We start from the raw sequence: 13,695 nt of genomic DNA on the forward strand, positions 1-13,695 counted from the left end.
ATTACTTCACTCCAACGATTTGTAATAGATCACTCATTTTCTCTAGCATATAGTCTGGCTCATGCTTCGCCAGCGCTTCCGGCCCTTTAATCGTCCATGCGACACCGGCTGTTTTTGTACCGGCGTTTTTCCCCGCCAGAATATCGTGATAGTTGTCACCGACCATGATGGCTTCAGCAGGCTCGCTTCCCAGCTGCTTCAGCGCCAGCAGGACAGGCTCGGGATCAGGCTTTGCCATCGTGACATCATCAAGTGTAACAACAGTTTCGAAAAAACCGCCGATTCCCGTTAGCTTAAGGCCCATATTGACAGTATCCCTTAACTTTGTTGTCACAATTCCTAATGTAAAGCCCGCTTTTTTTAGTTCATCCAGCGTTTCATAAACCGTTTCATATTCGGTGACAAGTGTGTCATGCATCTGGTGATTGTATGTTCTGTACATGCTGATCATTTCTTCAGTTTTCTCAGCATCCATGGAAGAAAACGTTTCAAAAAGAGACGGGCCGATAAACGCAAGCACATCCTCACGTTTATAGCGGCTCGGATAATAATGCTCCAGCGTATGCAAAAATGACGCGATAATTAATTCATTTGTATTAATAAGGGTTCCGTCTAAATCAAACAGAATCGTCGTTACTTGATGATCAGTCATACTGCTTCCTTTCCAACCGCTGAGGGTTTCCATTTTTTCCACGTATACGATATCGCCATCGTCAGCAGCACGGCCGTGGTGACTCGAATCAGCAGAAGCGGCCAAACCGGAATGCCAAGTGGAATAAAGACAAGTGTATCTTCAACGACAGCATGGCAGGCGACGAGAAATATAAAGGCCAGTGTCATGTCGCGCCTGCCAACGCCGTCATCTTCGACTGCTTTGATCATGACACCCGCTCCGTAGGCAAGGCCGATTGTCAAGCCGGTTACCATTGTCATGGAGGTATTTTTATTCATGCCCAGCATCTGTGTAAACGGAGACAGCCACTTAGAAAACGTGTGCAGCCAGCCTAAGTCTCGCATAAATTGAATGATGATCATCAGCGGGATTACAATCGCCGCCAGCTGCAACACACCAAGACCGGCTTTCATTAAAGCCTCGGCCAGCATCGCCAGCCAGCCGTCAGGCGCATCACCCTTTGAAGCAATAAAACCGTACTGCGCCATTTCCTGCCCGCCGTGCCAGATGAGATTAATGACGATTGCAGAAACAGCTGCCAAACCAATGCGCACTGCCAATATGACGCCAATCCTGATTCCGACCTTTGCTGCGACCGTCGATTCGATAATTAAGTTATGACAGAATGAAAGCATGACCGCTAAGATAAAAACTTCCTTCACGGATAAATCCAGTGTCAATATCCCGGCAATCCCCGCGTACAGATTCAGCATATTCCCAAGCACAAGCGGAATCGCCGCTTCGCCTGAGAGACCGAACAGGTCCATCACCGGTGTGATTAGCCTTACCAGCCAATCCATGACAGGCGTATGCTGAAGCAAAGAGACTATCAGTGTCACCGGAAAAATGACTTTACCGAGTGTCCATGTTGTCTGAAGACCTGCCGCAAGACCGGCCAGAAAAATCTTCTTCATCCCTCATCCCCCTTTGCTACCGTCTACTCTGCGTACCGCTTCGCCGAGTACCCCTTGACGCGTCTGAAGATGATGGCTGCCACAGCCAACACAATTAATACAATTGAGATCACCTGAGCGATGCGAAGCGAACTCGTCAGCATTAAGCTGTCAGTCCGCATTCCTTCAATAAAGAGCCTTCCGATTGAATACCAAATGATATAGGTTAAAAACATCTCGCCTCTCCGCAAATTCGCTCTGCGCAAAAGAAGCAGTATAATAACGCCGACAAAGCTCCATAGTGATTCATATAAAAAAGTAGGATGATAATATTGTCCGTTGATGTACATTTGATTAATGATAAACTCAGGCAGGTGCAGGCTTTCTAAAAAGGCTCTGCTGACCGCCTCCCCGTGTGCCTCTTGATTGACAAAGTTTCCCCAGCGGCCGATCGCCTGACCAAGCAAAATGCTCGGCGCCGCGATATCCGCAAGCTTCCAGAAAGAAATGTTTTTCACTCTTGAAAAGACATAGCCTGTCAAAATGGCACCGATTAAGCCGCCGTGTATCGCGATGCCGCCCTTCCAGATTTTTATGATTTCTCCCGGATGTTCGGCATAATAATCCCATTCAAATGCAACGTAATAAATCCGCGCGCAAATAATCGCAATTGGGATCGCAAAAAGGACGAGATCGATAAAAATATCTTTCTGCAGCCCTCGTTTTTCACTTTCTCTCATGGCAATCCAAAGCCCCAGCAAAGCACCGAGACCGATAATGATTCCGTACCAATGGACGGCTAACGGCCCTAGCTGAAACGCTATCGGATTGAGTGGTTCTATCGCTTCATTCATTTATTGCCAACTCCTATTCGTCTTGTTCACCGTCTTCAATGACATCCGCCAGCTTGTTGGTAAATTGCTCAGCGGCGTTTAAGCCCATCCGCTTCAATCTGAAGTTCATAGCAGCCACTTCAATAATGACCGCGAGATTTCGTCCCGGACGGACAGGGATCGTGAGTTTTGTAATTTCTGTATCAATGATTTTCATTGTTTCTTCTTCGAGTCCAAGGCGGTCGTATTGCTTGCCCTGCTCCCAGAGTTCAAGATTCATCACAATTGTAATTCGTTTATTGCTTCTGACCGCACCGGCACCAAACAGCGTCATGACGTTAATAATGCCGAGCCCTCTAATTTCAAGCAGATGCTCAATGAGCTCAGGGGCGTTTCCGACAAGGGTATCCTGATCCTCCTGCCGAATTTCAACACAATCATCAGCAACAAGGCGGTGGCCTCTTTTCACAAGCTCCAACGCGGTTTCACTTTTTCCGACGCCGCTTTTCCCTGTGATCAGCACTCCGACGCCATATATATCGACAAGCACACCGTGAATGGCTGTGGTTGGCGCAAGTCTGCTTTCTAGGAAGTTGGTCAATCGGCTTGACAGCCTTGTCGTTTTCAGCGGCGATCTGAGGACAGGCACGCCATTTTTCTCAGAAGCGTCAATCAGCTCCTGCGGGATAGGCATATCTCTAGACAGAATAATAGCTGGTGTTACATCCGTGCATAGAGAGTCCATGCGCTGCTTTTTATCCTCTTCCGGCAGCTGTTCAAAGAAAGAAAGCTCTGTTTTCCCCAGAAGCTGTACGCGCTCCCTAGGGTAATATGTAAAATATCCGGCAATTTCAATGCCTGGTCTTGATAAATCACTCATCGTAATCGGGCGGTTAATTCCTTCTTCTCCGCTGATCAATTCCAAATGAAACTGTTCCATTACATCTTTTGTCCGAACCTTTGCCACGATATGTTCCTCCTGTTCCGGGATAACCCGAGCTTGCTCAACAATAATTTCATTTTATCACTTTCGGGCTTGAACCTAAAACAGATTTTATAAAAGACTGGCAAACGTGTCAGCTGGTCTAGATCACTAGTCTGAAAAGGAGTAAAATAAACGTATTCATATATTCCAGAAAGGCGGATCAATTATGGCAGATAGTCTTCTTCTCAGCGGCATCAGTATCGTGACAGAAAATGAAGTGATTAAAAACGGCTATGTTGGGGTCAAGGATGGAAAGATAAGCGCTGTCTCAGCAGAACGGCCAATAGAGCAATACGCAAAGGAAATTCAAGGCCCAAGGGATGCCGTATTGCTTCCGGGGATGATTGATATTCATATCCACGGCGGCTATGGCGCGGATACAATGGATGCGAGCTTTTCCGCGCTCGATACCATGTCCTCAAGGCTGCCCGAGGAAGGCACAACGAGTTTTTTAGCGACAACCATCACACAGGAACACAGCCAAATTTCTCAAGCACTGGTAAACGCGAGAGATTGGAAATCTGCGGAGGATTCCTCTTCATTAGGTGCGGAATTGATCGGAATTCATTTAGAGGGTCCCTTTGTTTCACCTAAAAGGGCCGGAGCGCAGCCAAAGGAATGGATTAGGCCCTCAGATCTTGCACTTTTCAAGAAATGGCAGCAGGAGGCAGGGGGGCTGATCAAAATCGTCACGCTTGCACCGGAGGAGGATCAACATTTTGAGCTGATCCGTTATTTAAAAGATGAGTCGATTATCGCGTCAATGGGACACACGGATGCAGACTCCGCATTACTTTTGGAAGCCTTTGAAGCAGGCGCCAGCCATATGACTCATTTATACAATGCGATGAGCCCGTTTCATCATCGTGAACCCGGAGTGATCGGAACAGCCCTCGCCCATGAGGGTTATGTCACAGAGCTTATTGCCGACGGTATCCACTCCCATCCGTTAGCGGCAAAGCTTGCTTTTTTAGCAAAAGGCAGCAGCAAGCTTATATTGATCACCGATTCAATGCGGGCGAAAGGACTAAAAGACGGAGTCTACGAGTTCGGCGGACAAAGTGTGACAGTAAAGGGGAAAACAGCTCTTCTTCCGGATGGGACGCTTGCCGGTTCGATTTTAAAAATGAATGAAGGCGCACAGCATATGCGCGCGTTTACGAATTGCTCTTGGACGGATATAGCTAATATAACTTCAGCAAACGCGGCCAAACAGCTTGGCATCTTTGACCGAAAAGGCAGTATAACAGAGGGAAAAGATGCGGATCTTGTAATTGTCAGCAGTGAATGTGAGGTGCTTCTCACCATCTGCCGCGGAAACATTGCATTTATATCCAAGGAGGCTGATCATATATGAAAGTAATCGAATGTCAATCGTATGAGGCATTAAGCCAAAAAGCTGCCGGAATTGTGGCTGAAACAGTCAGGGAAAAGCCTGATGCCGTTCTCGGTTTAGCGACAGGCGGGACACCGGAAGGCACGTACCGCGAGCTGATCCGCCTGCACCAAACAGAGAATCTTTCTTTTCAAAACATCACCACGATTAACTTAGATGAATACGCCGGCCTTTCCGGTAATGACCCAAACAGCTATCACTGCTATATGAATGAGCGTTTCTTTCAGCATATCGACAGTCAACCGAGCCGGCATTTTATCCCAGATGGAAACGCAAGTGACCTGGAAGCCGAGTGCAAACGCTACGAACAATTGATTGAATCACTTGGCGGAGCGGACATTCAGCTTCTCGGCATCGGCCGAAACGGACATATCGGCTTTAATGAACCGGGAACATCATTCCAGTCCCGCACACATGTCGTGGCATTAAATGAACAAACCCGTCAGGCCAATGCCAGATATTTTACCTCCATTGACAGGGTGCCAAAAAAAGCCGTTACAATGGGAATTCAAACGATTCTCTCAAGCAAGCGGATTCTTCTGCTCATCTCCGGCACAAGCAAAGCCGAAGCTGCAAAAAGGCTGCTGGACGGACAAGTCAGTGAGGAATTCCCTGCGTCCGCTTTGCACCTGCATCCTAACGTTTCGGTTTTGATTGATCAAGAAGCCGCGGGATTCAGGCATTGAAAGGATTTTCGCTATGAATATCGATAAACAATCTCCTATCCCCATTTATTATCAGATTATGGAGCAAGTAAAAGCTCAAATAAAGAGCGGAGAGCTGCAGCCGGATATGCCGCTTCCTTCCGAGCGGGAATATGCCGAGCAATTCGGGATCAGCCGGATGACGGTGCGCCAAGCGCTTTCTAATTTGGTCAATGAAGGTTTTCTCTATCGTCAGAAAGGCCGGGGCACCTTTGTCAGCAAGCTAAAAATGGAACAAGCGCTCCAAGGGCTTACAAGCTTTACAGAAGATATGAAAAGCCGCGGCATGAGGCCGAGCAGCAGGCTCATCGATTATCAGCTTATCGATTCGACTGAGGAGCTGGCCGCCATACTAGGATGCGGGCACCCGTCCCGCATCCACAAAATCACACGGGTTCGGCTGGCGAATGATATTCCTATGGCGATTGAAGCCTCACACATCCCATTTGAACTGGCAGGTGAATTAAATCCGTCTCATTTCAAGTCGTCAATTTACGAGCATATTGAAAGGTACAACAGCATGCCGATTTCCCGCGCCAAACAAGAGCTTGAACCGAGTGCCGCAACACAGGATGAAGCAAACTTGCTCGGCATCCAAGAGGGGGCGCCAGTCCTGTTGATTAAACGAACAACGTATTTACAGAACGGTACTGCTTTTGAGCATGTAAAATCTGTATACAGGGGCGACCGTTATACTTTTGTCCATTACATGGATCGGCTGTCATAAAAAAGTCTCCAACCCCTTTTTAAGGATTGGAGACACGGCGAAAATCAAATTGGTCTGGCGCTGGACGATAGGTTTCTTTTTTCGTCTTGAACTTCCAGATCGGTGATTTCGTTTTTCCGTTAAAGCTGTCTTCCACAATGGTATACCAATAATAAACTGAATTCGGCTCTAGATTCTCCCATAGGAATTCGGCGGTTTCCCCGCTTTTCACTTTCTCGCGTTTTCCGAGCTGTTCGTTTGTATAGACATTGCATTCAAAATAATCGGTTTCTACTCTTTTCATTCTTGGCTTCAGATCAAGCTCCAGCGTAAACTCATCCTTGTTGCCGTAACTATCTGTATCATAAAAGTTTTTATCATCCATATACGGTGAATAAGTGGATACATGCACCACATTGTTTGCCTGGTCAAACTGCATCAAACGCAAATATCCTTGGCCGCCCTCTGGCCCGCCCTGATAATCAGCAAGCATTTGATGGACGAGACGATCCGGTTTTCCATCTCCGTCATCATCCAGCTCATCTGTTTTTCTCATCGCGCTGTGATAATGTCCGCTTAACACCATCACGACATTCGGGTTCGGCTTGACAACTTTTTTGAAGATTTTCTCGCCGATCGGGCTTCTGTTTCCGCTAACGAGTAAATATTCATGAAAAGCTAAAACAGCTATCCTGTCAGGGTGCTTCTTCAGCACTTGATTCATCCATGCGATGTCTTCATTTGTGATGCCCCAGCCCATGTACAGCATGATATAATCATTGCCGCTGCTTGATATGAGGTCATAATGCCCGCGGTTATTTTTGTATGATTCTCCATAGTGCAGTCTCTTATCGAAACGGCGGCTGCCAAAGTATTTGCCAAACGCCCTGTAGGAGCCGTCCTTATGACCGACATCGTGGTTTCCGGCCAGCACGCCGTAAGGAATTCCGCTGTTGTCCAGGACTCGCATTGATTGATCAGCGTTTCTCCACTGTCTGATATCCGCGGAATCATCTACAATATCCCCTGTGTGAAACACGTATTTCGTATTCAGTTTCCTTTGGTTATTTTTGATCCATATAGTCTGCTTATCAAAAATATGCGGATAGCTTTTTGCATAATACTGCGTGTCTGACATCCAGACAAAGGAATACATATCCTTCGCAGGAGGAATTTCGTCCTGAACAATGATATTCACCTTAGATTTCCGTACATAATCGGAAGCGATGACAGACGCCTTCAGCGTGAACTGTTTGTCATCTTTGGCAACGAAGCTGTCAATCGGCTGCCACTGGCTTGTCCGGTAATTCCAAGCATACATTGTCACTTTTCTCCCCGGCAGAGAGCTTCCTCGCCAAACGGCTTCAGCTAAATCATTCTCATCAATGGACGGGTCAACCGTCACTTCAAAACGGTGATAAGGAAAAAGCTCCTTCTCTTCCGTTGATACTGTTTTACCGTCAGCTCCTGACACCCGATTCATTTCTTCATTGGTAAACGGCGTCTCGCTTTCCGGCACAAAGCTTTTTGGAGGTTCAGTCAGTGATGCATGCTTGAAAATTTTCACACTATTTCTGTTTTGCGCCGTATATTGAAAGCCTTTGTAAAAGGACACATCCATCGCATCATTCGTCGGATCCTTCACCCGCACCGAAAGCTTGGCTTTGTGCGTATCGGCATCGCTATTTACAATTTCCGGCTGGTCCGGATGCTCCCGCTCTGTCTTAAACGTCCGCTCAATAACCGTTTTATTGCCAGCCAAATCTGTTGCTGAGACTTTCAGCGTGTGTTTCCCCGGAGACAGCTCAGAAGTTGACGTATGATATGGGAGCGTAATGCTATCCCCATCTAAAAATGCCTCTGTTTCCTCTATTTTGCTCCATTTATCAAACATATCTGCCTGCAGCAGCAGGTTTCCTTTATACGTCTGTCCGTCCGTCACATTCGGTTCGATGTGCGGCCCTGAATTATCAACCCGCACAACAAAGCTCAGGTTTTCATTCCCGTCGCTTACTGCAATATGATGGGCGCCTTCAGTCAGCTTCTCTGTATCCCACTTCAGCAGCTGCGATGTAAACAGTCCATCAGGCAGATGAAATTGAAACGGCCAGCTTTTATTCGAGCGCTGATTATCCCCAATAAAAAGCTCCTTCTCGGGAGAAATACGCTCGTCCCTGATCACCGTTCCATCCGATAATACCAAACGAGCATTTTTGACTAAAAAGTCATCACGGTTTTCAGCCGTATCAAACGGAGATACCTTTGAACCCGATCTTATCGTGATACGCTGCAGCTGCTTCCCTTTTTGAAGAAGCGTCTCCGGCAGAGGGACAGAGTAGGTGCGGTATTTATTTGTAGTATCATCGAAGACTTTTAAAACCTTGCCGTCCATCGTTACAGCATTTTTAAAGTAAAGGTTCGTTTTTCGGGTGTCGAACGCAAAATATACTTCTTTTTCCATGGCGGGCTCTGTCTGATGTTTTTTTCCGTCAATCCAGAGCTTAATGCTGTCAGTCCGCCCGTCCGTGGTCGCTTTGAGAAACTGTGTCCCTGACAGTGTATCTCTGTTTTCTATATTCATCCGCAAACCGTGCGACTTGCTTGTTTGCTTAATATCAATCATTTTGACTGGCGTCTTCGCTTCATTGATCCCGTCACCGGCTACAACGTAATACTCAAGCTGATCCTTCCCGATCAGTTCAGGCGAGTAGACAATATAATGGTACAAATGATCGTTGCGGTCTTTTTCAGCGAAAATGCGTTTGAACGGTTTGTTTTCATCTGTCCGATAATAAAAGGCGGCCGTTCTCACTAAACTGCGGTCACATATGTCAGCCCGCAGTTCAATGCTTTCAGCCGGGCGGACAGGCTTGCGGTCTGTTAAATCCTCTATAACCGGCTTTTCTTTATCAAGCTTCACTTTACGTTTTTGCTCTGGCACCTGCGCCTGTAAAATTGAGCCTGGCGACGGATTTTTTTCTGCTATTGAAATGTTGAGCAGTTCCGCTGTTCCATCGAGAGGGTATTTATAAAGCACAGACGACAGGCGGCGCAGCGCATGTTTCCGGTAGTGCGCAACTGAAATATCCTTTCCTGTATTCGTCGATATCGCAACCGCACGCGGCCGGGTATTCGCCATGCCCTCTGTTCCATCCAGCACCAACAGATTTTCTCCTTCTCTCAAATGTGTCTGATAGTGCCGGTTAAAATCATCCGCTGTCAACTCAGGATGTCCGACAGGCTTGAGCCAAAATACACAGGTTTCTCCAGACGGAATGACGACCCGCTGATCAGGTCTCCAAATCAGGTCGGAGTCCGGCCCTTCCTTCGGATAGCGGTAGCGAATGTGATAATCTTTAAAATCAATTGTTCTGTCGGTTGTATTATATACCTCAATAAATTCATAACCGTCTGTGCGTCCGGTATTTTTCGTATCAACCGCAAGCTCGGTGATCAGCAGCTCCGGAATATGGGCGAGGTCAGCCTGATATCCATCCAGCTTCAGTGTCTTCGTTTCTGACTCCACCCGCTGCTTTCCATTCGAGAACACAATGTAATACTCGAGCTCGCTATTCCAGATTGACCTCTTCGGTATTTGCGCCAAAAACTGGCGGACAGCTCCGGGGGTTGGGTCCATCGGCACCATTTTATAGCCCAGTTCATTGCTTTGTTTATAAAACAAAAAGGCAGAAAACGATTGATACTCACTGTCACGCACATGCGCCTGAATGATCAGGTTGCCCTTCATTTCAGCCTTCACTTCAATTTGAGGAGGGTTTTCAAGCAAGGGTATGTAATGAGGCGTTTGGAACGGTTCCTGCTTTATGACAGGCAAGGCCTTTGCTTCATGATGGCCGCCAGACTGAACAAACAGAAAAGATAATAATAAAGAAGCAATGACTGTGTATTTTCTCATCACGACACCTCCCTTTTCACGTATTTTGCGTCTGAACAGGGAAGCTTATGAGTTAATTTTTGTGTGAAAAGAACAAAAAGACACCGGTCTCTTGAAAGTTCCACTATTATCCAGTAAACTAAAAGTAGTTAACCGGTTAACGATAAAATCAGTGAGGCAGATTGATGGATAACAGCATTCATAATGAATTATTTCAAACCATACAGGAGTTCGCATTAAAAAGAGACAAGCACGTCTATCAAAAGGTACAGCTTCCCTCCCATGACATGCCGTCAGAAGACCATAAACATCCCAGAAAAAACTGGACACTGACCCAGCTTCATATTGTGTCCTACATACATACTAGACATAATGTAAACAACAGCTTCTTATCATCACAGTTACACATTTCAAAAGCAGCTGTTTCGAAAGCGATTCAAGCTTTGCTGAAACACAATATCATCAATGTATCCAAAAAACCCGGCAACAAAAAAGAAATTTATTATACGTTAACCGAGAGCGGCCAAGAGCTCGCGGCGTTCCATGAGCAGCTTCATGAAAAAGCAAAGATGCAATACACGCAGCTCTTCAATGAATTTACTATTGACGATTTAAAAACGGTGACTGCGTTTTTCAAACTTTGGGTCAAACATATGTAAAAAGGCCCCGCCCGCATTCGGGAGAGACCTGTCACTCTTATTGGGTACTGTCGAACGTAACATGAAGCGAAACAGGGCCGCGGGTATACAGACCGGACTCAGCATAGTGAAAACCTTCCTCTAATCTGATATTCCGCATCTTATCCAAAACAATATTGGCCACTATTTCAATTTCGGTTTTGGCAAAAGCTGCTCCTACACAGTTATGAATGCCAGACCCGAAAGCGAGATGCCGCGCGGCGCCGCTAAATGCGCTCTTGAAGCCGAGATCTTCCCGGTGAATATTAAACATATCAGGATGTTCAAACGCTTCTGGATCACGGTTAGCTGCTCCGATCATACAAAAAACAATCGTATCCTTTTTGATCTCCATACCGCCGACAACAGTATCTTGGGAAAGCTGCCGCGGAATCAGCTGGACCGGCGGTTTATAACGAAGAGTCTCCGCAATAGCCCTTGGCACTAGAGAACGATCAGCCAATACATCATTCATTTGTTCAGGATTGTTGAGCAAATGATACACCATAAGGGCCAGCGTCTTATCAGCTGGTTCAGTGGCCGCCAACAGCACATTGAGAATCAGCGCCAGTATATCCCTGTCGGACATGGCCATGCCTTCATATTCAGATGTACATAGGATAGAAATTAAGTCTGATCCCGGGTTGACACGGCGTTCTTCGATAACCGGCATTAAATAGCGTGAGAGCTGTTCACTGCACCACAAGGAATAGGCCTGTGCTTCTGGGGTCTGTGATATGCTCGTAATAAAATCGGCAACACCGCTATGCCATTCGGCGATTTTTTCGTGGTCCTTTTTATCCAGACCAAGCATGTCCATTGTGACACATACAGCAAACGTCTTTCCAAAATCGTTCACCAGATCGATTTTTCCCTTTTCGAGATAAGGGGTTAACAAGTTTTCTGCATTTTGTTTAATTAATGGTGTAAGATGTTCCAATGCATCTCCGACAAAGCTCCTCACCACGATTCTTCGTTTAGCCGAGTGTTCTTTCCCGTGCATTTGGGCCAGTACAGGACCCCGCATGACCGGCTCAGCACGTTTCACAAGTGATTTTGTTGTAAAAATATCAGGATGCTGCAGGACATAACGAACATCGTGATAACGGCTTATGAAATAACTGTCTATTGATTCTTCATAATGAACAGGATCTTCCTCCCGCAGCTGAGAAAAATAAGGATATGGATCTTCCTGAAATTGATCAGACAGCACGCTAAACATTTTAATCGATTGATTCATGTTAACTCCCCCCATCATCCTTCAGATGTTATCGATGTTTCAGAAAACACCGGCATCAATTCCTGCACAACAAGATAGCCTTGATTCGAACGCATACGAATAGAGAATTCATGATTACTGATCTTTTCGCCCAGCTTCCAAGGACGATGATAAGCAAGGAGCGTCTCTTCTACTTCAAGAATATCCGGAGCTCCAATAAAAAACGGAAGCTCAGCAATGACATATTCCACAGCCATATTCAGCATATCCTCACTGATTTCTTCCATCATTAAACTGATGCCGCGCGCACGTCCGATAATCGCTTCCCGAGACATCTCCAAACATGCATGACGAAAATGAGGCTGTTCGAAAAACGCGTTTTCAACTTCATGTCTCATCAGCTGATACGCTGTGTTTTCCGTAAAATCAGAAAATGTATGAATCGCACTTGGGTCCCCGCCGTGAGCCAAAAGTGCCCGTTCTGCAAATCTTCTGTTCCTCGATACCTCTTTTCTGACTTTTCGCTCAGCCTTGCCTCTGGGGGTGCCTAGCGCTTCAAGCAAATTAGCCGCCTCATGTCCCGCAAGCAAAACAGAAACGTTATCAAACTCAGCAGCCGCCCATTCGATCAGTCTGTAAATGTAATCTTCTGAAAACCTGCTGTTAAACGGGCTGATCCCGACCAGAACATGCCGGCGCCGTTCAAATATTTCTCTGCAATTTTGTGTCAAAGACTCAGCAGTAAAGCCCAAAGACATTCTATCCGTAACCATCTCTGTCATCTCATTCACCTCTCGACTTATCTGGCTTTAAGTCATAACCCTTTACTATAAGATGAATTATTGACGCAACTAAACAAGATGAATGGCAGGCAGCACTTAAAGCTTTTCAAGGACCTTTTCAGCATCAAACTTCTTTTGATTTCATTTAATAGATGATTGTCATAATTAATGTTTACTAGTAAACAATAGTTATTTTATCCCTTATTCTACCATGTGTCAATATCATCAGCCCTAAAAAAATTGAAAATAAATGTAAATGTCACAGCTTTCACACACTATTATCACTGGTCACTTTTCAGCTTCCTTAAGCACCAACAATTGACAACAAAAACAAGAACAGATAAAATTAAATTGTTCACCGGTAAACGATTTTTATTGTTTCCTGGTTAACCATTAATTCATAGAAAGAAGGTAGCCTATGTCCGTTTTGACAAAACAGCTGATATACGACATATACGTTCGGCTCCTGCATCTTAATGAACAAAAAGCGAATACTTCACTTCAGCAGTTCTTTAAGGAGGCCGCAGAAGAAGATGTGATTGATGTTCCCAAAAACATGACTAGCATCCATGTCATTGACTGTATTGGCCAACATGAACCGATTAATAATACGGGAATTGTTAAAAAAATGAACTTATCAAAAGCGAACGTAACGAAAATCAGCACAAAACTGATTAAAGAAGGATTTATCAATAGCTATCAGCTGACTGATAACAAAAAAGAAGTCTATTTTAAATTAACCCGTAAAGGCAGACAGATTTTTGATTTGCATGAAAAACTGCACAAAAAAAAGGAGCTGGCATTTTACCAATTCCTTGATTCATTCTCACAAGATGAACAGAATGCTGTATTGAAATTTTTAGAACAGCTTACCTCTAGACTTGAAGCTGAGCAAACAGATGATACTTTTGAGAAACCTGTAAAGTAAAAAA

The 13,695-nt window shown here is 45.5% G+C and carries 12 protein-coding genes; 5 read left to right on the forward strand and 7 right to left on the reverse strand.

Annotated elements, in window-relative coordinates:
• Nucleotide 1: 1 nt before the first annotated feature.
• Genes ppaX through hprK form a run of 4 tightly spaced genes read right to left on the reverse strand, consistent with a single transcriptional unit; the run spans nt 2 to nt 3,366 of the window.
• Nucleotides 2-652 carry a pyrophosphatase PpaX gene (gene ppaX / locus NST56_RS18685; RefSeq protein ID WP_168748842.1) on the reverse strand — a complete coding sequence of 217 codons (651 nt, stop codon included), beginning with the start codon at nt 650-652 and terminating at the stop codon, nt 2-4.
• Nucleotides 649-1,587, reverse strand: a complete 939-nt coding sequence (locus NST56_RS18690) for a nucleoside recognition domain-containing protein (RefSeq protein ID WP_339178393.1) — start codon at nt 1,585-1,587, stop codon at nt 649-651. The genes ppaX and NST56_RS18690 overlap by 4 nt, the downstream gene beginning before the upstream one ends.
• A gap of 23 nt (nt 1,588-1,610) precedes the next feature.
• The gene (gene lgt, locus NST56_RS18695) at nt 1,611-2,420 is read right to left on the reverse strand and encodes a prolipoprotein diacylglyceryl transferase (RefSeq protein ID WP_010332022.1); all 810 of its coding nucleotides are present in this window, start codon (nt 2,418-2,420) and stop codon (nt 1,611-1,613) included.
• Between the two features lie 13 nt (nt 2,421-2,433).
• Nucleotides 2,434-3,366, reverse strand: a complete 933-nt coding sequence (gene hprK / locus NST56_RS18700) for an HPr(Ser) kinase/phosphatase (protein WP_010332023.1) — start codon at nt 3,364-3,366, stop codon at nt 2,434-2,436.
• A gap of 184 nt (nt 3,367-3,550) precedes the next feature.
• Here hprK and nagA point away from each other — a divergent pair, with 184 nt between their 5' ends.
• The 3 genes from nagA to NST56_RS18715 are packed head-to-tail and all read left to right on the forward strand — an operon-like array spanning nt 3,551 to nt 6,211.
• Complete coding sequence (gene nagA, locus NST56_RS18705) at nt 3,551-4,741, forward strand: N-acetylglucosamine-6-phosphate deacetylase (protein WP_339178397.1); 1,191 nt, start codon at nt 3,551-3,553, stop codon at nt 4,739-4,741.
• Entirely contained in the window at nt 4,738-5,466 is a 729-nt protein-coding gene (gene nagB, locus NST56_RS18710) for a glucosamine-6-phosphate deaminase (RefSeq protein ID WP_326331479.1), read from the forward strand. Before nagA ends, nagB begins: the two co-directional genes overlap by 4 nt.
• A 13-nt stretch (nt 5,467-5,479) precedes the next feature.
• Nucleotides 5,480-6,211 (forward strand): GntR family transcriptional regulator, encoded by a 732-nt coding sequence (locus NST56_RS18715; RefSeq protein WP_339178402.1) that lies wholly within the window; start codon nt 5,480-5,482, stop codon nt 6,209-6,211.
• A gap of 19 nt (nt 6,212-6,230) precedes the next feature.
• Here the strand turns inward: NST56_RS18715 and NST56_RS18720 are convergent, their stop codons facing one another.
• Nucleotides 6,231-10,106 carry a metallophosphoesterase gene (locus tag NST56_RS18720; protein WP_339178404.1) on the reverse strand — a complete coding sequence of 1,292 codons (3,876 nt, stop codon included), beginning with the start codon at nt 10,104-10,106 and terminating at the stop codon, nt 6,231-6,233.
• 164 nt (nt 10,107-10,270) lie between these two features.
• Between NST56_RS18720 and NST56_RS18725 the strand changes: the two genes are divergently transcribed.
• On the forward strand, nt 10,271-10,744 hold the full coding sequence (locus NST56_RS18725; protein ID WP_010332028.1) for a MarR family transcriptional regulator: 474 nt from the start codon (nt 10,271-10,273) through the stop codon (nt 10,742-10,744).
• Between the two features lie 37 nt (nt 10,745-10,781).
• Here the strand turns inward: NST56_RS18725 and NST56_RS18730 are convergent, their stop codons facing one another.
• Together NST56_RS18730 and pchC are read right to left on the reverse strand one after the other, a co-directional pair.
• Complete coding sequence (locus NST56_RS18730) at nt 10,782-12,002, reverse strand: cytochrome P450, cyclodipeptide synthase-associated (protein ID WP_010332029.1); 1,221 nt, start codon at nt 12,000-12,002, stop codon at nt 10,782-10,784.
• A gap of 14 nt (nt 12,003-12,016) precedes the next feature.
• Complete coding sequence (gene pchC, locus NST56_RS18735) at nt 12,017-12,763, reverse strand: cyclo(L-leucyl-L-leucyl) synthase (protein WP_010332030.1); 747 nt, start codon at nt 12,761-12,763, stop codon at nt 12,017-12,019.
• 418 nt (nt 12,764-13,181) lie between these two features.
• Between pchC and NST56_RS18740 the strand changes: the two genes are divergently transcribed.
• Nucleotides 13,182-13,691: a MarR family transcriptional regulator gene (locus NST56_RS18740; protein WP_010332031.1), complete on the forward strand. Its 510-nt coding sequence runs from the start codon at nt 13,182-13,184 to the stop codon at nt 13,689-13,691.
• The last annotated feature ends 4 nt before the right edge of the window (nt 13,692-13,695 follow it).

This window comes from Bacillus sp. FSL R5-0560 (genome assembly GCF_037966305.1).
GTDB classification, from domain to species: Bacteria; Bacillota; Bacilli; order Bacillales; family Bacillaceae; genus Bacillus; species Bacillus mojavensis.